The organism is Algoriphagus sp. oki45 (genome assembly GCF_036245605.1).
Classification (GTDB): domain Bacteria; phylum Bacteroidota; class Bacteroidia; order Cytophagales; family Cyclobacteriaceae; genus Algoriphagus.
Map to the genome: position 1 here is coordinate 149,022 of NZ_BTPC01000003.1, position 19,947 is coordinate 168,968.

Annotated in this window: 20 protein-coding genes; 15 read left to right on the forward strand and 5 right to left on the reverse strand. The window is 46.5% G+C overall.

All coding sequences use genetic code 11. The annotated features are described in order from the left end of the window. Positions 1-8: 8 nt before the first annotated feature. Entirely contained in the window at positions 9-605 is a 597-nt protein-coding gene (locus AAA942_RS14645; protein WP_338221031.1) for a sigma-70 family RNA polymerase sigma factor, read from the reverse strand. 65 nt (positions 606-670) lie between these two features. Here AAA942_RS14645 and AAA942_RS14650 point away from each other — a divergent pair, with 65 nt between their 5' ends. The 13 genes from AAA942_RS14650 (at position 671) to AAA942_RS20340 (ending at position 12,639) form a co-directional block, all read left to right on the forward strand. Beyond that, positions 671-1,570 (forward strand): lysophospholipid acyltransferase family protein, encoded by a 900-nt coding sequence (locus AAA942_RS14650; protein ID WP_338221303.1) that lies wholly within the window; start codon positions 671-673, stop codon positions 1,568-1,570. Positions 1,571-1,730: 160 nt separating this feature from the next. Next, entirely contained in the window at positions 1,731-3,992 is a 2,262-nt protein-coding gene (locus tag AAA942_RS14655) for an ATP-dependent helicase (RefSeq protein ID WP_338221032.1), read from the forward strand. A 66-nt stretch (positions 3,993-4,058) separates the two neighbouring features. Beyond that, positions 4,059-4,712, forward strand: a complete 654-nt coding sequence (locus AAA942_RS14660) for a DUF4290 domain-containing protein (RefSeq protein WP_338221033.1) — start codon at positions 4,059-4,061, stop codon at positions 4,710-4,712. Positions 4,713-4,715: 3 nt separating this feature from the next. Beyond that, a complete protein-coding gene (gene murA / locus AAA942_RS14665) occupies positions 4,716-6,023 on the forward strand; it encodes a UDP-N-acetylglucosamine 1-carboxyvinyltransferase (protein WP_338221034.1) in 1,308 nt (435 codons plus the stop codon). Between the two features lie 235 nt (positions 6,024-6,258). Next, positions 6,259-7,977, forward strand: coding sequence for an IlvD/Edd family dehydratase (locus AAA942_RS14670; RefSeq protein ID WP_338221035.1), 1,719 nt, complete (start codon positions 6,259-6,261; stop codon positions 7,975-7,977). Between the two features lie 59 nt (positions 7,978-8,036). After that, the gene (locus AAA942_RS14675) at positions 8,037-8,798 is read left to right on the forward strand and encodes an SDR family NAD(P)-dependent oxidoreductase (protein ID WP_338221036.1); all 762 of its coding nucleotides are present in this window, start codon (positions 8,037-8,039) and stop codon (positions 8,796-8,798) included. After that, complete coding sequence (locus AAA942_RS14680; RefSeq protein WP_338221037.1) at positions 8,791-9,471, forward strand: acetoacetate decarboxylase family protein; 681 nt, start codon at positions 8,791-8,793, stop codon at positions 9,469-9,471. Before AAA942_RS14675 ends, AAA942_RS14680 begins: the two co-directional genes overlap by 8 nt. Continuing rightward, positions 9,458-10,240, forward strand: coding sequence for an SDR family NAD(P)-dependent oxidoreductase (locus tag AAA942_RS14685; RefSeq protein WP_338221038.1), 783 nt, complete (start codon positions 9,458-9,460; stop codon positions 10,238-10,240). Before AAA942_RS14680 ends, AAA942_RS14685 begins: the two co-directional genes overlap by 14 nt. Positions 10,241-10,275: 35 nt before the next feature. Beyond that, positions 10,276-10,935 (forward strand): hypothetical protein, encoded by a 660-nt coding sequence (locus tag AAA942_RS14690; protein WP_338221039.1) that lies wholly within the window; start codon positions 10,276-10,278, stop codon positions 10,933-10,935. Positions 10,936-11,021: 86 nt separating this feature from the next. Beyond that, positions 11,022-11,903, forward strand: coding sequence for a Nif3-like dinuclear metal center hexameric protein (locus AAA942_RS14695; RefSeq protein WP_338221040.1), 882 nt, complete (start codon positions 11,022-11,024; stop codon positions 11,901-11,903). A gap of 81 nt (positions 11,904-11,984) precedes the next feature. After that, entirely contained in the window at positions 11,985-12,203 is a 219-nt protein-coding gene (locus AAA942_RS14700) for a UPF0175 family protein (protein WP_338221041.1), read from the forward strand. Then, positions 12,196-12,453 (forward strand): hypothetical protein, encoded by a 258-nt coding sequence (locus AAA942_RS14705; RefSeq protein ID WP_338221042.1) that lies wholly within the window; start codon positions 12,196-12,198, stop codon positions 12,451-12,453. Before AAA942_RS14700 ends, AAA942_RS14705 begins: the two co-directional genes overlap by 8 nt. Before the next feature lie 63 nt (positions 12,454-12,516). Next, entirely contained in the window at positions 12,517-12,639 is a 123-nt protein-coding gene (locus AAA942_RS20340) for a DUF3368 domain-containing protein (protein WP_445083347.1), read from the forward strand. 57 nt (positions 12,640-12,696) lie between these two features. Here AAA942_RS20340 and AAA942_RS14710 read toward each other — a convergent pair whose 3' ends face one another. From AAA942_RS14710 to AAA942_RS14725, 4 genes are all read right to left on the reverse strand, one after another. Beyond that, a complete protein-coding gene (locus AAA942_RS14710; protein WP_338221043.1) occupies positions 12,697-13,116 on the reverse strand; it encodes a hypothetical protein in 420 nt (139 codons plus the stop codon). A gap of 243 nt (positions 13,117-13,359) precedes the next feature. Then, positions 13,360-13,953 (reverse strand): gluconate 2-dehydrogenase subunit 3 family protein, encoded by a 594-nt coding sequence (locus AAA942_RS14715; RefSeq protein WP_338221044.1) that lies wholly within the window; start codon positions 13,951-13,953, stop codon positions 13,360-13,362. A gap of 3 nt (positions 13,954-13,956) precedes the next feature. Then, positions 13,957-15,663, reverse strand: a complete 1,707-nt coding sequence (locus AAA942_RS14720; protein WP_338221045.1) for a GMC family oxidoreductase — start codon at positions 15,661-15,663, stop codon at positions 13,957-13,959. Between the two features lie 58 nt (positions 15,664-15,721). After that, a complete protein-coding gene (locus AAA942_RS14725; protein WP_338221046.1) occupies positions 15,722-17,479 on the reverse strand; it encodes a hypothetical protein in 1,758 nt (585 codons plus the stop codon). A 431-nt stretch (positions 17,480-17,910) separates the two neighbouring features. Here AAA942_RS14725 and tnpA point away from each other — a divergent pair, with 431 nt between their 5' ends. Both tnpA and AAA942_RS14735 read left to right on the forward strand, forming a co-directional pair. Further along, positions 17,911-18,357: an IS200/IS605 family transposase gene (tnpA, locus tag AAA942_RS14730; protein WP_338221047.1), complete on the forward strand. Its 447-nt coding sequence runs from the start codon at positions 17,911-17,913 to the stop codon at positions 18,355-18,357. Positions 18,358-18,653: 296 nt separating this feature from the next. Next, positions 18,654-19,943 (forward strand): M20/M25/M40 family metallo-hydrolase, encoded by a 1,290-nt coding sequence (locus AAA942_RS14735; RefSeq protein WP_338221048.1) that lies wholly within the window; start codon positions 18,654-18,656, stop codon positions 19,941-19,943. Positions 19,944-19,947 lie beyond the last annotated feature (4 nt).

Below are 19,947 nucleotides of genomic sequence, written 5' to 3' on the forward strand. Positions count from 1 at the left end.
TAATCGTTTTATTCCTCCTCTTCGTCTGTATTGTAGCCCATGGATTGGGCGTATCCTCTCAGTTTGTCCTTGAGCAGATTCCTTGCTCTGTGAAGCCTGGACCGGACCGTCCCGATGGGAATGTCCAGAATCTTGGCCATTTCTTCGTAAGTAAATCCTTCCAGATCCGCCAAGATAATGACTGTACGGAAGTCTACTGCCAAAGCATTAAGGGCATTGGATATCTCATCGCCGAGCATATCCTTGACCGATTCAGCCCTCAGATCGGTAGTACTTTGGTAGTCAACATCATCTGAGTTGTAGAAAGTTTCCACTTCCTGATAATCTACCTTTGCGGGCTGCTTGCTCTTCTTCCGATACTCGTTGATAAAGCTGTTTTTCAGGATTCTGAAAAGCCAAGCTTTGGCGTTGGTTCCCTGCTCAAATGAGTTGATAAACCGGAAAGCCTTCATGTAGGTATCCTGTACCAAATCCTTGGCATCGTCTTCATCAAAAGTGAGCCGAAAGGCAAAATTGTACATGGAGTCGATGTGTGGCATAAACTCCCCATCAAAGATGGCGGTCTTCTCCTCCGGAGTGTATTTCCTGCGTTGTACTTCAGACATAAGGTTCAAAAGTAATCAAAGCCTGAATTTATCCCTAAAGTCTGAACCGAAAGTCAGTCTATTTCATTTATTTTGTTGCAAAGGCTCAAAGACAGGAGCCAAAATTTCCCTGCATATCTTTAGCTATGTTTTTCTTCAGACTCATTTCCCGTCTGCCCCTTCCTGTTTTGTATCTGTTTTCGGATGTACTGTATCTGATCGCCAGATACCTGATTCGCTATCGTAAAAAAGTCATTGACGAAAACCTACGGCATGCCTTTCCCGAAAAATCAGATGAAAAGCGAAAAGCAATCCGAAATCGCTTCTACCGCAACTTCACCGATGCTTTTTTTGCCGAAACCATCAAAATGCTGACCATCTCCGAAAAGGAATTGAGACAACGCTTTCGGGTGGTAGGACAGGAAATCATCGATGCGGAAGTACTGAAGGGAAAAAGCGCGCTGATGATGGCCGGGCACGTATTCAACTGGGAAATGGCAATTCTCGGTGTGGCCCTGAATACCCAAGTCACCGCGGAGACGGTCTACCTCAAGTTGAACAATCCCTTCTTCGACAAGCTTATGCTCGCCATCCGAACCCATTTCGGAGGAGTGATGACCGAGAAAAGGGAGTTCAGAAAAAGCATGATTACCATGAGATCTGAGCCGAGAATTGTACATTTGGCAGCGGACCAAAGGCCTCCCGGAAAGGAAAAGCGCTACCAAAGAGACTTTCTGAACCGACCGGCTTATTTCTTCGAAGGGGGAGAGTTCATGGCCAAAAAGATGGAACTTCCGGTGTTTTTTGGCAAAATGACCAAATTAAAACGGGGACATTATCGATTTGAATATACTTCCCTGGACAGCCCCCCCTATGAAAACGCAGCTCCGCACAGCATCACGGATGAATTTTGCCGGAGGCTGGAAGACAATATTCGTCAGCAACCGGATTTATATCTCTGGAGTCATAAGCGATGGAAAGTGTAAAAGTTGGAAAGTGGAAATGTTTTAAGGTTGGAAAGTTTGGGATGTGAAGATTATAAGGAAGATTCAAAAATGTTTCTCCATAAATCGCTACCTGACCCTTCCGCCTTCCATCTCCGGTCTTCCGTCTTCCATCTCCAAACTTGATACTCGATACTTACTAATGGATTATCTCAAGGAACTCAACCCCCCGCAGCGGGAAGCTGTAGAACGTACCGATGGACCGGTCATGATCATTGCCGGTGCAGGATCAGGTAAAACCCGTGTGCTTACCTACCGGATTGCCCATCTGATCTATGCCAAAGGGGTCGATCCTTTTCAGATTTTGTCTTTGACATTTACCAATAAGGCTGCGAGCGAGATGAAGCACCGGATCGAAAAGCTCGTGGGACTGGAAGCCAGAAATACCTGGATGGGGACTTTTCACTCTGTTTTTGCAAAAATCCTGCGAGTGGAGGCCGACAAAATCGGCTATCCTTCCAACTTCACCATCTACGATACCGACGATTCGAAATCCCTGATCCGCTCTATCGTCAAGGAAATGAGGCTCGATGACAAAGTGTACAAGCCGGGAGTGGTACTTTCCCGGATTTCGGGAGCCAAAAACCGACTTATTTCCTGGCAGGCCTATCAGGCAGATCCCTTCGTGAAAGCGGATGACGAGGCCGCCATGAAACCCAAAATGGGTGTCATCTATCAGAGGTATCAAGAGCGCCTGTTCAAAGCTGGAGCAATGGACTTTGACGACCTGCTTTTCAATACCAATGTACTCTTCCGCGACCACCTGGATGTGCTCAACAAGTATCAACAGCGCTTTCGCTACGTGATGGTGGATGAGTTTCAGGACACCAACGTCTCCCAATATTTGATCACCAAAAAGCTCGCCGCTGTCCACCAAAACATCTGTGTGGTCGGAGATGATGCCCAAAGTATCTATGCTTTCCGCGGAGCGGATATCCAAAACATCCTCAACTTCGAAAAAGACTATCCGGACCTCTTTGTCGTCAAGCTGGAGCAAAACTACCGCTCCACCAAGACCATTGTGGAGGCAGCCAATTCCATCATTGACAAGAACAAGGCTCAGCTCAAAAAGGTCGTATGGACCTCCAATCCCGATGGCGACCTGATCGAGCTGATCAAAGCCACCTCAGACAATGAGGAAGGAAGGATCGTGGCCACGACTATTTTCGAAGAAAAAAACAACAAAAAGCTAAACAACAGCGACTTTGCCGTCCTCTACCGAACCAACTCCCAATCCCGTGCGATAGAAGAAGCGCTTCGCAAAATGAACCTGACCTACAAGATCGTCGGAGGCCTCTCCTTCTACCAAAGAAAGGAAATCAAGGACCTGATGGCCTACTTGCGGTTTACGGTTAATCCTGCCGATGAAGAAGCCTTCAAGCGAATTATCAATTTTCCCAAAAGAGGAATCGGGGATACCTCGGTAGAAAAAATCCTGGTCGCCGCTTATGAGCATGATATCCCGCTTTGGGAGGTTGTGCGAAATGCGCACAGTTTTCTCCCGGGAAGAGCAGGAAATGCGGTGGATGATTTTGCCACGACGATCAAGGCCTTCCAGATCGAAATGGAGCGAAAAGACGCCTACGAAGTGGCTAGCTCCGTAGCCAAGCAGAGTGGCTTGCTGCGCGAACTCTATGAGGACAAAACAATCGAAGGACTCAACCGCTACGAAAACGTACAGGAACTGCTCAATGCGGTCAAAGAATACGTGGACAACCCCGAAAATCCTGACAAAAGCCTTGGTGCTTTCCTTCAGGAAATCGCCTTGCTCACCGACAATGATCAGGACAAAAACCAGACAGATGCCATCACGCTGATGACCATTCACTCCTCCAAAGGCTTGGAATTTAAGCAGGTGTTTGTCGTGGGGATGGAGGAAGACCTTTTCCCCTCCCAAATGATGATGCAGAGCCGGGAAGACCTTGAAGAGGAGCGTAGACTCTTCTACGTAGCCACTACCCGAGCCATGGACAAACTTTATTTGACCTATGCTTTGACCCGCTACCGCTTTGGGCGCTTGCTCAACTGTGAGCCCAGCCGGTTTTTGGAAGAAGTGGATCCCTCCACTATCAAGGTCAACAAGCGCATGTCTGCAACCAGAGAAATGCCAGGAGCCTTACGAAGTGAGGGACTTCCGGGAGCTCAGGGATTTATCGGAATCAAAAAGCAACGCGAGACCCGCACCCCGGTGCAGATGAAAATCCACACCCCTAGCCCGGACTTCAAGCCTTCCAATACCAACAACCTCCAAGCGGGGCAGTTGGTGGAGCATCCCAAATTCGGCTATGGAAAGGTACAGAAAATTGAAACCGAGGGACTTAACCGAAAAGCTACCATCCAATTTGAGCATTTTGGGGAGAAAACATTATTGCTTAGCTTTGCCAAGCTCAGAATCATAGACTGATCCCCTGCTTCGGAATCCTTTTGGTGAATTTTTTTTTACCTTTTACATGGAAAACCGAGAAGCAAAATGGAGCATACACCACCTGATAAACAACATCTTATTTTGAAAGAATACGGAAATAACATCCAACAGCTCGTAGATCATGTAGCTGGCATCGAGGATAGGGAAAAGCGGACGCAAAGTGCCTACACCATCATCGAAATCATCAAGCAGCTCAACCCCTCCATGAAGCTGGAAAACGATCAGAAACTTTGGGATGATCTCTACATCATGTCTGACTTCAAGCTGGATGTGGATGGACCTTTTCCCAAGCCTGAAAAAGAGTTGCTTGGCAAAAAGCCGCTTCCCATTGGCTATCCACGAGGAGAGGTCAAATTCAAGCATTATGGCCGAAACATTGAAAAGCTGATCGAAAAAGCCATTGAAATCGAAAACGATGAGGAGCAGGAAAATGCCATCATCTACATCGGTCAGCTGATGAGGAGCTTTCATTCCACATGGAACAGGGACAATTTTGATGATGGCATCATCATTGATGACATCAAAACACTCTCACGAGGCAAGCTTCATATCGACTTGGAGAAGGTAAGAGAAAACGCCCTCTTTGAATCCAATACCCGAAGGGACTTCAAAATCCCTCATGTGGAAGAAGGATCCCATAACTCCAAGAAGAAGCATCACAATAAAAAACACCGAAACGGTCACAAAAAACGCAGATAATAAATGGCATCTTTTAGAGTCACCGGAGGCACCCGCCTCCAAGGTGAAATCATCCCCCAAGGAGCAAAAAACGAGGCGCTTCAGATTCTTTGCGCTGTACTCCTCACCCCGGAAAAAGTGACCATTCACAAAATCCCCAATATTCGGGATGTGAATAAGCTCATCGAGCTGCTGTCCGACATGGGGGTGAAAGTGGAAAAATTAGGCCCTGAATCTTACCTTTTCCAAGCCGATCAGGTCAATCTCGATTATCTGGAAACAGAGGATTTCCTCAAAAAAGCTTCAGCGCTAAGAGGTTCGGTGATGATTTTGGGACCACTCTTAGCCCGATTTGGCAAAGGCAAACTTTCCAAGCCGGGAGGAGACAAAATCGGGCGAAGAAGAATGGACACCCACTTTTTCGGTTTCCAAAAACTGGGGGCAAAATTCCACTACGATTCCAAAAATGAGATTTTCCATATTGACGGAAAAAATCTGAAGGGAACTTATATGCTCCTTGATGAGGCTTCGGTCACCGGTACGGCCAATATCGTCATGGCAGCTGTCTTGGCCGAAGGGAAAACTACCATTTACAATGCCGCCTGCGAACCCTACTTGCAGCAGCTCTGTGACATGCTCAATCGCATGGGCGCAAAAATCACCGGGGTAGGCTCCAATCTCCTTCACATCGAAGGCGTCAAAGAATTGGGAGGAACAGATCACACCATGCTTCCCGATATGATTGAAATTGGCTCCTTCATCGGGATGGCTGCCATGACCCAGTCTGAGATTACGATCAAAGACTGTCAGATTCACCGATTGGGCATCATTCCCGACACTTTCCGCAGGATGGGAATACAGATGGAGTTCAGAGGAGATGATATTTTCATCCCAGCTCAGAAGCATTACGAGATCGAAACCTTCATCGACGGGTCGATTTTGACTGTTGCTGATCAGATTTGGCCAGGGTTCACTCCGGATTTGCTCTCCATCGTGCTTGTCACGGCCACTCAGGCCAAAGGGACAGTTTTGGTTCATCAAAAGATGTTTGAGTCCCGTCTCTTTTTCGTGGACAAATTGATCGATATGGGAGCTCAGATTATCCTTTGTGATCCACACAGAGCCACCGTCATCGGACTTGACAGAAAATACCCACTGAGAGGCATACGCATGACTTCTCCGGACATCCGCGCTGGAGTAGCCCTGCTTATTGCAGCCATGTCTGCCAATGGAGTCTCTGTCATTGACAATATCGAGCAGATCGACCGGGGCTATCAGAATATCGATGCGCGATTGAATGCCTTAGGGGCAAAGATTGAGCGGATTTCCTGACAATTGGGTTTAATCAGATCAAAACCATTTCCCTTGCTTTAAGAAATTTATTTCAAACGGACACTTTTTGTAAATCTTCGGGAAGAGGTGAACCCACTTTCCGAAGATTTATTTCTGATAAATTATAAAGATTCCCCTTAGAATAAAGGGCCAAAAGTTTTCAACAGATAGGTTTTTCTCTGGAATGGGGATTTTTTGGTAACTTCTGACCAAAATCTCTCAACCCGAAAAACCAATGTCAAAGAAAAAACTCCGAAGCCAAGAATGGTACGGCCGTACCGGCAAAGACGGAATCATTTACCGCTCTTGGATGAAAAATCAGGGGCTTCCCCACCATCTTTTTACCGGAGAAAAGCCGGTCATCGGCATTTGCAATACTTGGTCCGAACTCACGCCCTGCAATGCCCATTTCCGGGATTTGGCCGAAGCCCTCAAGCGCGGCATCTGGGAAGCAGGAGGATTCCCACTGGAATTCCCGGTGATGTCACTTGGCGAGTGCTCCATCAAGCCCACAGCCATGCTTTTCCGCAATCTTGCCTCCATGGATGTGGAAGAGAGTATCCGCGCCAATCCTATGGACGGGGTCGTGCTGATGTGCGGCTGCGATAAAACCACTCCTTCACTCGTGATGGGCGCTGCCTCTGTCAATCTTCCCACCTTAGTCCTTTCCGGAGGTCCTATGCTGATCGGAAGATTCAGGGGGAAAAAGATCGGCACTTCCGACATCTGGAGGTTTGCGGAGGACTACAAAGTAGGCAAACTCACCCAGGAGGACATGATCGAGGTTGAATCCTCCATGTCCCGATCAATTGGGCATTGCGCTCCCATGGGTACCGCCTCCACCATGGCTGCAATGGTAGAAGCTCTTGGGTTGGCACTTCCAGACAATGCCACCATTCCGGCGGCTGATTCCAGACGAAAAGTCCTGGCACATTTGGCGGGAATGCGGATCGTGGAGATGGTCAAAGAAGACCTCACCATGGACAAAATCCTGACCCGAAAAGCCTTCGAAAACTCTATCATGGTCAATGCCGCTATCGGAGGCTCTACCAATTATATTCTTCATCTGACTGCCATCGCCAAGCGTATCGGAGTGGAGCTGGACCTGACTGATTTTGACCATTTCTCAGCAAAAATCCCCCTCATTGCCAATGTGCAGCCTTCGGGCGAACACTGGGTGGAAGATCTTTTCTATGCAGGAGGTATGCCCGCCGTCATGAAGGAAATCCAAAAACATCTGCATACCGATGCCCTGACAGTCAACGGAAAAACTATCGGCGAAAATATCTCGAATGCCCAATGCTGGGACCGCAATCTGATCGGAACACTCGAAAATCCCATCAAACCGGAGTCCGGAATTGCAGTACTGAAAGGAAATCTCTGTCCAAACGGCGCGGTGCTCAAGCCCTCAGCCGCTACTCCAAGTCTGCTCAAACATACCGGAAGGGCAGTTGTATTCGAAAATATCGATGAATACAAAGCAAAGGTGGACGATCCCAACCTGGATATTGATGAGACCTGTGTGATGGTGATGAAAAACGTGGGACCCAAAGGCTATCCGGGCATGCCGGAAGTAGGCAACATGGGATTGCCCAAAAGGCTCCTCGAAAAGGGTGTAAAAGACATGGTAAGAATCTCCGATGGACGGATGAGCGGAACAGGATTTGGCACCGTGGTGCTGCACGTATCCCCCGAATCGGCCATTGGAGGTCCTTTGGCTTTGGTACAAAACGGTGACCTGATCGAACTGGACGTGCCGAATCGGACCTTGAATCTGCTTATTTCCGAGGAGGAATTCGAGGCCAGAAGAAAAGACTTTGTGCCGACAGAGCTTCCTTACGAAAGAGGTTATGTCAACCTTTTCTTGGATAAAGTAAATCAGGCTCACGAAGGGGTCGACTTTGATTTCCTTCAGGGAAGCTCAGGCTCGGAGGTGAAAAGAGATTCTCATTAATTGAGGAAACCAATCCTCCAAGGGGCTTAAACCCTTGGAGTCCCTAATACCAGCGCAATATGAAAAACCCAAAAGTTGCCATCATCACCGGGGCCGGACAGGGAATCGGCTTGGAAATCGCCCGAAAACTGGTCGAAAACGGAGGTCAGGTCATCCTGAATGATTTGGAAAAAAGTCTGACCGAAGAAGCCGTGGCCAACCTTTCCCGAATGGGGAAAGGCTCTGTTTTGGGTTGCTCCGGAGATTCGGCGGATGAAGCTGTGATCGATGAGTTGATTTCCCTTGCTTTGGAAAACTTCGGAAGAATCGATCAAGTGGTTTGTAATGCGGGAATCACCTTGTTTGGGGGATTTTTGGACTATTCCCGTGAGGATTTCCAAGAAGTGATGCGGGTCAATCAAGCCGGAACTTTCTTTCTCACCCAAGCAGCAGCCCGAGTCATGCGCGAGCAGGAAAACGGTGGAGCTATCCTTTTCACCTCCTCCGTCACAGCCCATCAAAGCCACGAAAATCTGGCAGCCTATGCCATGAGCAAAGCAGCCGTGGAGATGTTGGCCAAAAATCTGGTCTTGGAATTGGCACCGCTTGGCATCCGGGTCAACGCCATCGCTCCCGGGGCGACGCTGACAGAAAGAACCACCTCTGACCCTGACTACGCCACCACTTGGTCCAAACTGACTCCAACCGGAAGACCTGCCTCCACTACAGATATTGCTGAGGCAGCTTTCTTTTTGCTTTCCGATTCAGCAAGGCATATCACCGGCCAAACTCTTGTTGTAGACGGAGGCTGGACTTCCATAAGCCCTTCTCCCTATGCCTGAAAACCAAGAAGCTGAAATCAATTCTGAACTGATAAAGCGAGTCCCCCCTCCATGGGATCTCAAAGGTGAGGGCATTATTTTGATCTATTCCTTCAAAATGGATTGGGTAGAACAAGAAGGTAATCTTCCAAAAGGACTAAGGGGGAAATTTCGGGGAGGCTTGGGTTTTGTCATGCTGGTGGACTATACCGAATCCCCCGTGGGGCCTTACAAGGAATTGCTGATTATCCCGGGGAAGTTTGGACAGCCCAAAAAGCAAGCGATCACCCGCATCTACGTGGACTCCGAGGCAAGCACTCAAAACGGTAGAGCCAATTGGGGAATACCCAAAAAGACAGCCCCCTTTACCTGGGAAAAAAGCGAAGGCACAGACCAAATTTCCATTTTCTCAGAAGGGAAAAAAGTGTTCTCTGCGACAATCGCCCATGGAGGAATCCCTTTCCCTGTCACTACCTCCCTCATTCCTATTGACCTTAGGCAACTTTGGGAAAAGAAATCTTACCTCACCCAGCCAAAAGGAACTGGCTGGGGCAAACTTGCCAAAATAAAAGGCTTGGACATTGATCCGGTTTTTTTCCCGGATATCCGCGAAATCCGCCCTCTTTTGGCAGTGAAGGTCAATCCATTTCATATTCACTTTCCCCAACCTACCATTTTGGATGAGTCCATTTGATCAGGCGAAAATAATTCTCACCGGCGCGGGTTCAGGAATCGGCTTGGCTCTTTTGCGTCAGCTTTATCCCCATACCCGACAAATCCTTGCCGTGGACTTTAATCCAGTCTATTTAGAAAAACTCCGTCAGGAATTTCCAGAACTCGGAGGAATTTTAGAGGCAGATTTAAGCAAAAAAGAAGGAAATGAAAAGATACTCGAATGGGTAAGCAACCATTGGGAGGGAGTCGAATTTTGCTTTGCCAATGCAGGAAAGGCAGAATATGGACTGGCTGTGAATCAGGATTGGGAAAATATGGAAAGCCTTTTCCAGCTCAATGTATTTTCCCCGATCCAGCTCGGATTCCAATTGAGAAAGCAATTTCCAAGTGAAAAATTCAGGCATGTGATCACCTGTTCGGCGATTGCCTTTTGGGCAGTGCCGGGATACAGCATTTATGGAGCTACAAAGTCCGCCCTTTTGCAATGGGCCAGAGGGCTTTGGGCAGAAAAAGACGGGGATTGGCTGACCTTGGTTTTCCCGATCTCTACCTCCACCGGTTTTTTTGAAACTGCAGGAAAAAACATCCCCAAAGCATTTCCCATGCAATCTCCTGAAACTGTCGCCAGAAAAATCCTGATAGGTAGCAGTAAGGGCAAAAAGAAAATCTTTCCCTCTCCCCTTTTCCGGATAATGCTCCATTTGAACAATTTTCTGTACCTCATCCGTCCTGGCTATCAACTCGCCGAATATCAAAAACTGAAATCTTGGATATCCAAACCAAGTTAATTATCTGTAGTTTAGTCTTTAATCACTTCTATTCTATGAAAAACCTCCTCCCTTTACTCCTTTCTGTCCTTCTTCTGTACTCCTGTGCGACCAAAGAAGAGACTCCCGATTCACTTCCTGTCAAGGTGGCCAAAGCCTACGGAATCGAGAATTTTGATCAAGTCAACTCCATCGCCTACACCTGGAATGTGCAGCGGGATTCGGTAAATGTGCTTTCCAGAGACTGGAAATGGAACATTAAAGAGCGAACCGTATACTACTCCGGACCGGATACTACCTACACCTATTTCCTGGATGCGGATTCCCTACCTCCTGCTGACGCAGGCTTTGTCAATGACAAATACTGGCTGATGATGCCTTTCCAGCTTGCATGGGATACAGGCTACACCTTTGAGACCAAGGAAAATGTCTCTACCCCGATCAAAGGCACCAATTCCACCCAGCTGACCATTGTCTATGCCCCAGGAGAATCCAAATCACCCGGTATGGGTTATACTCCAGGAGATGCCTACGATTTGTATTTGGATGAAAACAACAAGATTCTGGAGTGGACTTTCCGAAGAGGAAACGGGGACAGCGGCAGAACCTGGACTTGGGAAAACGAGCAACAGTTTGGACCGATCTCCTTTGCCTTGGATCATATGGGTCAAGATGGCAACCGATTCATTTGGTTTACCAATGTGAAAGTAGACTAAACCCTCTATTTAGAATAATACAGCTGTGGGCGAACTCGCTTACAGCTTTTTTTTTACTTTTAAGGGAACCTATCCCCTATTTCACCATGAACAGAAGAAACTTTATCCATACGTCCAGCGCTCTGATTGGAGCGGGTATGATTGCCAATCCCTGGGATGCTTTTTCTTTTTCCCATCAAAAAAACTGGACTGTGGGTGAGATTATGGACACCTTTATCGCTCAGGTTCCCAATGCTCCTTTTGCCCAAACTGTGGACACGATCAAGGTGGGTTCCAGAGACACGGTAGTGACCGGAGTGGTAACGACCATGTTTACCACCATGGAAATCATCCAAAAAACGATAGAATTGAAAGCCAACCTGATTATTCCCCACGAGCCGACTTTTTTCTCCGGGCAGGATGAGACGGATTATCTGCAAGAGGACCCGGTATTCCGTGCCAAATATGATTTGATGGAGAAAAACGGAATCACGCTGTGGAGAAATCACGACTATGTACACCGAATGACCGATGATGGAGTGAGAGTTGGCGTAGTCGGAGATTTGGGCTGGAATGCATACTACACACCGGGAAGCAGGATTCTGAACATTCCCAAAACTGACCTTCGAGGTTTGATCAATCATATCAAAGCCAAATTGGGAGTGCCAGCCATGCGCTATGTGGGAGACTTGAATCAGTCATGCGAAAAAGTTTTGCTACTTCCAGGGGCTGTAGGCGGTCGACTCCAAATCACTCAAATCATGGAGCACCGGCCGGATGTGCTCGTCTGCGGGGAATCCAACGAATGGGAAACTCCCGAATATATCAGGGCTGCCAATGAGATCGGAATGAAGCTTTCCATGATTGAGATTGGCCACTCTGCGAGCGAGGAGGGCGGTTCTGAATTTGTCAAAAACTGGCTCAATCAAAATATGCCGGGCTTACCCGTGTATCATATTCCTTCTGGGAACTCATTGAAAGTGTTTTAAAAAGTCGAATTAGAAAGTTGATTATTCAAAATCATAACAAATCATTCAAAATCGAGCAAATTGAATTGAATTATTTAAAAAATGAAAACAATAACCCTAAAGGTTCCTGAGTCTGCAGATGAAAAAGAAATAAAAATGCAAATCGCAGCAGTGCTTTTTGAGCGGGGAATACTTTCCTCAGGTCAAGCTGCTGAACTTGTTGGAATAAGCAAAAGAAAGTTCATCGAATCCGTAGGAAAATATGGGGTTACAGTTTTTGGAGAGACTGAAGAGGATTTGAAAAAACTCCTTCATGAATAAAGCGGTCATTTCTGATACCAGTTGTCTTATAGCCCTTCAAAGGGTCAAAAAGCTGGAAATATTGAAATCACTTTTTAAAAACGTCATAATCACAAAAGAAGTATATCAAGAATTTGGAGAAACCCTACCCGAATGGATTTCTCTTGTAAAAAATCAAAATGAATCCAAATTCTTTGAACTAAAAAAGATTTTGGATTTTGGTGAAGCAAGTTCGATCGCTCTTGCTCTTGATACTGGAAATTCTCTATGAATAATTGACGAAAGCAAAGGGAGAAAAATTGCCTTAAAAAACGGACTTGATATCATCGGAACTTTGGGGATTCTGACTTTAGCCAAGAAAGCCGGTCTAATTGATGATTTTGAGAAAGTCCTTGAAGATCTTAGGGAAAATGGGTTCCATATTTCAAAAAAATTAATGGATATACTTTTAAGCTAGTCTTATCAAATAAAAAGCCGATTCAAAATGATCGGCTTTTGTCTGATTCAGGGAAAATTAATTTTTCTCAAAAATCCCCTCCATGGTCGACTTCAGGTCTTCCCATTCTTTTTCAATGTCTTTGGAAGTGTTTTTAGCAGCTTTCTTGATGTCTTTCCAGGTATCTTCGCTGGCTTTCTCCACATCCTTCAAAGCTTTTTCCACTTCGGATTTTTCACCTTTGAGTTCCTTTTCCATTTCCTCCAACTCTGATTTCATCTCCTCAGAAGCTTCTTCTTTTTTGGCTTTTAGTTCGGCTATTTTTTGATCAATCTCCGATTGAAGATCTTCCAGTTCCTGTTTCAGCTCTTTTTTCTCCGTTTCAAATTCAACCTCAATAGATTCTACTTGAGAAGAATCTTTTTGGGTTCCTTCACAGGAAACGAGAGACAAGCTCAAAAAGGCTAATCCTAAAACTATCTGACTTTTGGTTTTCATAAATAAAATGATTGGTGAAAGAATTAATTAGCTTGAAAAAGGGCAATAGCCATGCCAAGCTATGAGCAAAGTGTGAATGTGGGATATGAGTAAGGCTCCCAATCCAATTTTCCTTATAAGGAGGATTGAGCTAACAACAAATACTAAAAGAACTTCTTAGGCAAAATATCTCGAGCGTACTTCTGCATTCATTTGTTCACAGTTTATGCAGATCATTTCTGATTCTTTTATCTGTGAGAAAAACTACAAACTCCAGGTATTCCCCACCTCTGAAAGGGGCATACAGCCCCGGTATTCTCCCGGAATAGGATCGTAGCTAAGGACATTTTTCCCGATTTCCTCCGAACTGAAATAGGCCCAAAGCACGGTGGATTTCAGACCTCTGTAGAACCCAACCGGCTCCCGAGGGCCCACATCTCCGCCCCACACTTTTTTTGGAAACTTAGGAGAATTGGCCTCGTGCTCCTTGAAGCAGGCTGCTTTGTCCTGCGCAGAAAGCTCAGCAAAGACTTTCCCGTACTTTTCTTTACAGTCAGCATTGAATTTTTCTATTTGGTCGACTACCTGCTTTTGCCCAGCCTCGTCGTAGGTCTTGGCATACATCAGGTCGATGAAAATATCTGCCTTCACATCCAAACCACCGGGAGTTTCGGTTTTGGGCAAAAGGAAGTCCACAAATGAGGACAGAAATCTAGCATGATCCTCCCCAAGAAACCGGGGAGTCCAAGTCAAGCGATCCTGCTGGGCACAGGACTGAAGCAATCCGAGCAAAGTGGGAGCTCCGGCAGCTGCACCGAGTGCTAATGCTGATTTTTTGAGTGCGTCGCGTCTGTTCATGGCTTAGAGGTTGAGTTTTTTGAGTTCGGATACGGCATGATTGGCAGCTCTTGCAGTGAGTGCCATGTAGGTCAAAGAAGGATTGACACAGGAGGAGGAGGTCATACAGGCCCCGTCGGTGACAAATACATTTTCACATCCATGCACTTGATTGTTGCCATTTAGCACGGAGGTTTTGGGATCCCTACCCATTCGGGCGGTACCCATTTCGTGAATTCCATAACCCATCTCGTGCTTGTTGTCAAATTCCATCACATCTTTCAACCCAGCGCGTTCCAGCATTTCCTTAGCATCCTGACGGGCCTGATCATTGAGAGCCAGTTCATTGGCTTTCCATTCCGCATCGATGGAGAGTGTGGGTTGCCCCCATTTATCCAAGACATCTTTATTCAGATACACCTGATTTTCATGGTAAGGAAGGCATTCTGAGAACCCGGTAATGAAAAACTCCCAAGGTCCGGGCTTCATCAGTCCGTCTTTGAAATCCCCTCCAAAAGCCTCCTGATTGCTTCCTGCTCCCCAACCGGATCTACCTCCTCCACCTTGGAAACCAAAGCCCCGAACAAATTTGTCAGACTGAGGTCCATCTTTCAGATTGACATAGCGGGGAATATAAATACCGTTGGGTCGGCGACCTTTGTAGTATTGATCTTCGAATCCTTCCACGGTTCCCATGGCTCCTACCCGATAGGTGTGATCCATGAGGTTATGCCCCAATTCCCCGGAATCATTTCCCAATCCATTGGGGAATCTCGAAGAGGTAGAATTGAGTAAAATTTGGGTGGTGCTCAATGTAGATGCGTTTACAAAAATGATTTTGGCTTTGTACACAATCTCCTCGCTGGTCTCGGCATCGATAATTCGCACTCCTGAAGCTTTTCCTTTTTGCTCGTCATAGACAACAGACTGCACGATGGAAAAAGGTCGGATAGTCAAATTGCCCGTGGCATTGGCAGCAGGAAGGGTTACCGCATTACTGGAAAAATACGCACCATATGGACAGCCCCGATCACAGCGATTTCGGAACTGGCATTTCCCTCTGCCATTCAATGGTTCGGTTAGATGAGCTACCCTTCCGATGATCATATTTCTTCCTTTGAAATCTTTCTCGATTCGCTCCTTTACGTGTTTCTCCACACAATTCAGCTCCATGGGAGGCAAAAAGTGCGAATCCGGCAACTGAGGAAGTCCTAAGGCTTCCCCGCTGATCCCGGCAAATTTCTCGACATGGGTGTACCAAGGTTCGATATCCTTGTATCGAATCGGCCAATCCACACCATGCCCATCTTTGGCATTCGCTTCAAAATCCAGATCTGACCAGCGGTAGGTTTGCTTTCCCCAAAGCAGGGATCGACCACCCATTTGGTGAGCACGAACCCACATAAAGGGTTTGACTTCCGTGTAGGGATTTTCCAGATCATTGGCATGAAAGTGTTCATTGAAAGCTCCGATGAATCCAGAACGCCCTCCTTTCGGATGCTTAGCTTTTTGCTCGGGAGTGAGTCCACCCCGAAGTTCATGCTCCCAGGGGTCCAGCGTCATGGTAGGATAATCCACCACATGCTCCACGATGCGTCCTCGCTCGAGGACAAGGGTTTTTAGTCCGGCTTCGCAAAGTTCCTTTGCCGCCCAGCCACCGCTGATTCCCGAACCGATGACGATGGCGTCATAGGTTAGGTTTTTGTCGGCGTCGATGTTAAAATTGGCCATTATTGGTTTCTTAGGTTTTTTGAGTTTGATTTTTGAGGAAAATAATATCCATTCAATCTTATGAAAAAGAAACAAAAAGCGTGTTTTTCTCCAGCTTAAATTTGGGTTCAAGTCCATCTGGAGAGTTGCTCTCAAAGGTCGCAATGGGATAAGAATCCAAATTTGACGCAGACAAAATTCTATATTTTCTTCCTGGCTCGATTGGATCATTTGCATTCCAGGTAAATAGAAACCTTGTATGTTTCGATTGAATATCCAAGGATTCAGAAATAACCATGCACGAATCTTCAGTCCCCAAGTTCAGCTCAATCAACCCTTCATTGAGTACCATTTTTTTACAATGAAATTGCCCAACGTGCCAACTCAAATCCAAAATCCCATTGCCAAAAAGCTGGATTACTGAATCCTCTCCTTGGGATTGATCGGAAAAAATGATTTTTCCTCCCAACCCTCCATTGATCCCTCCATAGGCAATTAGCGTGGCTTTTTCTGCCCGGCAGGTTTCAGAAAAGGATACAAAACCTCCTAACGCTCCCTGGACCGTGCCTCCAAAGTTTTCAATCGTAGATTTATCAGCTGTAGGCACATTCTTTCCGGGTTCCCCATCTCCACGAATCTTGAAAGTGGTTCGGCCAGGGGACGAACCTTTGACTACACCGGGATAATTTCTGATTACTGCTTCGCCTGCCGAAGGAAAATAGTTGGAAGGCAATGTCACTGAAAAAAGGGTATATCCAGCGGTATTATCCAATTCCAGCACGCTCCCATAGTTCATGATAGTGGCTCTAAAGGCAGAAGCAGAACCAAACTTCGCTGTAAATTCAGTATGGCCACCGCCCCCGTCCGTTTTTTCCTTGGCTCCGAAATTATGGAAAAAGGCGTGGCCTGCAGAAGCACCTACAGAATCCATGAAAGGTTTGTTGTTATTGAAACTGGTCACTCCTCCGAATCCACCCTCAGCAGTTGCTGCAAAATTTTGGAACACTCCATGACTGGCACTGGCAAATCCATCGAAGGCGACGTCTCCCCCGTTCCCTTTTTCATGGGATGCCCCAAAATTCAGAAACAAACCATGATCCGAGGTGGAATGATCATAAAACTGGGTATTTCCCCCGTCCCCATTTGCCACTGTGGCTCCCACATTGATGAATGTCCCGTGGTCGGCAGAGGCATAATCGTGAAAGACCGTGTTTCCAAAGGTATCTCCATCATCCAAGCTCAAGGAACCATAAATGGTGAACTTGGCCCGGTTGGCTCGGGAATGATCCTTAAAACTCACCTCTCCACCGACCGTGCTAGGCTTAACTTTAGGATTCGGTGGGTCTTTTTTTCCCGTACGAACTACAAAATTGGCCTCCCCGGCATGACTTTTTTCGGTAAATCCGATGATTCCTCCCCCATACCCTTCTTCCAAGGATTCCGGCCCAGACTCATAGTAGACATCATTGCCTCCTGCTGAAGCTGATCCGGCAAATTGAAGCTGAGGGTCGTAGTAGTGATAATTGGTGGCGGCAACCTTTAGGCATTGAGGCCGACCGGACCGGTTGACCACACCTTCTCCGGAAATAGTAAGCATGAGCTTCTCGTCTGTGGTTCGGGTCCCAAATTTCAGCTGGAATGAAGAGGCATTTTCATCAAAAATCAAGGCCCCAACTTGAGCACTTTGCTCTTTCGAGAAAGTGATTTCTGTTTCATTTGAGGATGAAAAAACTGCCTCATCACTGGGTAATTGTCCCTCCTCCCAGTTGTCGGGATTGTTCCACTCTCCGGATTGGGGGTTCTTTTTCCACTTTGAATTGGATTGATATTTTGTCATAACTGGCGGTATTATAAAAATTAGATTAAAACTCAGGCTAAGTGTCGAAAATCAAGATACTCCGAAACTTCCGAAAAGCCTGAAATCCAGGAAATAATCCGATCTAATAATTGGGGAAAGGAGATCATCTTTCCATGAAAACTTCAATCTGAAGCCCAGGAGGTTTCTTGAGTAAGTTAAATAGAGATCGCCCCGTTGGGGCTCTGCGATGTTTTTTTGCATAAAGCCCCCAAATTGAATTTGGGGTTAATACAAAATGCGCCTTAAGCGCTATTGGTATTTCAACCAAGTTTTAGGAAAAGTGCCACCGGAACGTCCCTTTCCAGCCCGGAATTCAATTCTGGGTTTAAAATCAATTTTATATTTTTAAAGAGTGCCAAAGGCCTGCCTGACGGTCAGGCAGGCACGATCTGTAATCCATTTTTCAAACCATGCCTCAGTCCCTAGCCAAAGTCTACCTCCACATCGTTTTTTCTACCAAGAACCGAATCCCGATGATTTCAGAAGAAATCAGGCCAAACGCTCAAGCCTATTTTGTCAAAGTCGGTGCGGGTTTGGGTTCATTTACAGAAGAGATTTTCATGATGCCAGATCATATTCACTGGCTTTGCACACTGCCACGAACCATCACCATTGCCGATTTGGTGAAAAATGTCAAAATCTCCAGCTCGATCAAATTCAAGGAATTGATCTGTCGGGATTTCGAATGGCAGAAGGGTTATGGCGTATTTTCCGTTAGCCAATCCAAATTAGAGACGGTCAAAAAATATATCCAAAACCAGCAAGAGCATCATCAAAAAATAGATTTCCAAACCGAGTATCGAAGGTTTTTGGAGGAATATCATATTGAATTTGATGAAAAATATGTGTGGGATTGATGTAAAATACAGATCGCCCCTTCAGGGCTCTTGGGTTTAAACCCCCAATTTGATACCCCAAATTGAATTTGGGGCTATTACAGGACGCACCTTTGGTGCTACTTAAAAATCTTCCGATGTTAGAAAAGTGCCAACGGCACGCCCTGTTCTAACCCAGAATTCAATTCTGGGTAATAACCATAGATTTCGATATCCAAGAGCCCCAAGGGGGCGATCTGTATCAAATATTTCATCCAATCACCCCTGATTAAAAATCCATCCTTGCCCCCACACCAGATTTCCCCTATTTTTCAAGCATGAAAAAAATCCCCCTGATCCTCATTCTGGCCCTTAGCCCTCTTTTTTCTTTTGCGCAGCAAAAACTCAATGCTGACGAGCAAAAACTCATCGAACTGATCGACAAAAACTACCAAGAAACGGTCGCTCTCCTCGAGGAAGTCATCAATATCAATTCCGGTTCGCTGAACAAAGAAGGCGTGCGGGAAGTAGGACGTGTTTTCGCCCGGGAATTCGAAAAAATCGGCTTCCAAACGGAATGGGTGGAAGTGCCCGAGAAAGTGAATCGGGCAGGTCATTTTGTCGCCACACGAAAAGGAACGAAAGGTAAAAAACTCTTTCTGATCGGGCATATTGATACGGTTTTTGAAAAAGACATGCCCTTCACTCCCTTCACTTGGCTAAATGACAGCACTGCCACCGGACAGGGCGCCAATGACATGAAAGGCGGTGATGTGTTGGTTTTTGCCAGCCTGAAAGCTCTTTACGAACTCGGATTCTTGGACGACCGAACTGTGACTGTGTATTTTATGGGGGATGAGGAGAGTTCGGGGGACAATGAGCTTTCCAGAAAAGACTTTATCGAGCGATCCAAATCCCACGATATCGCTTTTGGCTATGAGACTGCTCAGGGCTTCAATTCTGTCACCGTTGCCCGGAGAGGTTCCAGCGGCTGGACTTTGAAAACAACAGGTCGTCAAAGCCATTCCAGTGGGGTTTTTGGCCAAAATGCCGGCTATGGGGCGATCTACGAAGCCGCTAGAATTCTGAATGAGTTTCGCGAAGCCCTTTCGGAAGAAAAGTACCTGACCTTCAATCCTGGCCAGTTTATCGGGGGCTCGGATATTTCCTACGATTCGAAAACCGGAAAAGGGGAAGCCTTGGGCAAAACCAATATTGTGGCAAGAGAAGCTTATGTGACCGGAGATCTACGCTTTTTGGGAGAGGCCCAAAAAGAGGCTGCTAGAGCCAAAATGCGTGAAATCGTCGCCAAAAACCTCCACCAAACGGATGCAGAAATTACTTTTCGGGATGGGATTCCTTCCATGAGTCCTCGGGAAGAAAACTACAAGTTGGCAGCTGTGCTGAATCAGGTGAGTTTGGATATGGGATTGGGTGAGGTCAAGCCAGGCGATCCTGGAAGCCGGGGTGCGGCAGATATCGCCTATGTAGCGGAGATTCTCCCCGGCTTGGATGGTTTGGGGGCTTCGGGTCGCGGTGCCCACGCTCCCGGAGAGACAATCAACATGAAGCAATTCCCCGATCTGATCAAAAGAAATACGATTTTACTGTACCGATTGACCCGATAACCTG

What these genes read in the sequence shown, in the direction of transcription:
- AAA942_RS14705 (WP_338221042.1), top strand. Translation starts at nt 12,196, where the DNA reads ATGAATAAAGCGGTCATTTCTGATACCAGTTGTCTTATAGCCCTTCAA.
- AAA942_RS14685 (WP_338221038.1), top strand. Translation starts at nt 9,458, where the DNA reads ATGAGTCCATTTGATCAGGCGAAAATAATTCTCACCGGCGCGGGTTCA.
- murA (WP_338221034.1), top strand. Translation starts at nt 4,716, where the DNA reads ATGGCATCTTTTAGAGTCACCGGAGGCACCCGCCTCCAAGGTGAAATC.
- AAA942_RS14690 (WP_338221039.1), top strand. Translation starts at nt 10,276, where the DNA reads ATGAAAAACCTCCTCCCTTTACTCCTTTCTGTCCTTCTTCTGTACTCC.
- AAA942_RS14670 (WP_338221035.1), top strand. Translation starts at nt 6,259, where the DNA reads ATGTCAAAGAAAAAACTCCGAAGCCAAGAATGGTACGGCCGTACCGGC.
- AAA942_RS14680 (WP_338221037.1), top strand. Translation starts at nt 8,791, where the DNA reads ATGCCTGAAAACCAAGAAGCTGAAATCAATTCTGAACTGATAAAGCGA.
- AAA942_RS14660 (WP_338221033.1), top strand. Translation starts at nt 4,059, where the DNA reads ATGGAGCATACACCACCTGATAAACAACATCTTATTTTGAAAGAATAC.
- AAA942_RS14675 (WP_338221036.1), top strand. Translation starts at nt 8,037, where the DNA reads ATGAAAAACCCAAAAGTTGCCATCATCACCGGGGCCGGACAGGGAATC.
- AAA942_RS14655 (WP_338221032.1), top strand. Translation starts at nt 1,731, where the DNA reads ATGGATTATCTCAAGGAACTCAACCCCCCGCAGCGGGAAGCTGTAGAA.
- tnpA (WP_338221047.1), top strand. Translation starts at nt 17,911, where the DNA reads ATGCCTCAGTCCCTAGCCAAAGTCTACCTCCACATCGTTTTTTCTACC.
- AAA942_RS14695 (WP_338221040.1), top strand. Translation starts at nt 11,022, where the DNA reads ATGAACAGAAGAAACTTTATCCATACGTCCAGCGCTCTGATTGGAGCG.
- AAA942_RS14715 (WP_338221044.1), bottom strand. Translation starts at nt 13,953, where the DNA reads ATGAACAGACGCGACGCACTCAAAAAATCAGCATTAGCACTCGGTGCA.
- AAA942_RS14645 (WP_338221031.1), bottom strand. Translation starts at nt 605, where the DNA reads ATGTCTGAAGTACAACGCAGGAAATACACTCCGGAGGAGAAGACCGCC.
- AAA942_RS14735 (WP_338221048.1), top strand. Translation starts at nt 18,654, where the DNA reads ATGAAAAAAATCCCCCTGATCCTCATTCTGGCCCTTAGCCCTCTTTTT.
- AAA942_RS14720 (WP_338221045.1), bottom strand. Translation starts at nt 15,663, where the DNA reads ATGGCCAATTTTAACATCGACGCCGACAAAAACCTAACCTATGACGCC.
- AAA942_RS14725 (WP_338221046.1), bottom strand. Translation starts at nt 17,479, where the DNA reads ATGACAAAATATCAATCCAATTCAAAGTGGAAAAAGAACCCCCAATCC.
- AAA942_RS14710 (WP_338221043.1), bottom strand. Translation starts at nt 13,116, where the DNA reads ATGAAAACCAAAAGTCAGATAGTTTTAGGATTAGCCTTTTTGAGCTTG.
- AAA942_RS14700 (WP_338221041.1), top strand. Translation starts at nt 11,985, where the DNA reads ATGAAAACAATAACCCTAAAGGTTCCTGAGTCTGCAGATGAAAAAGAA.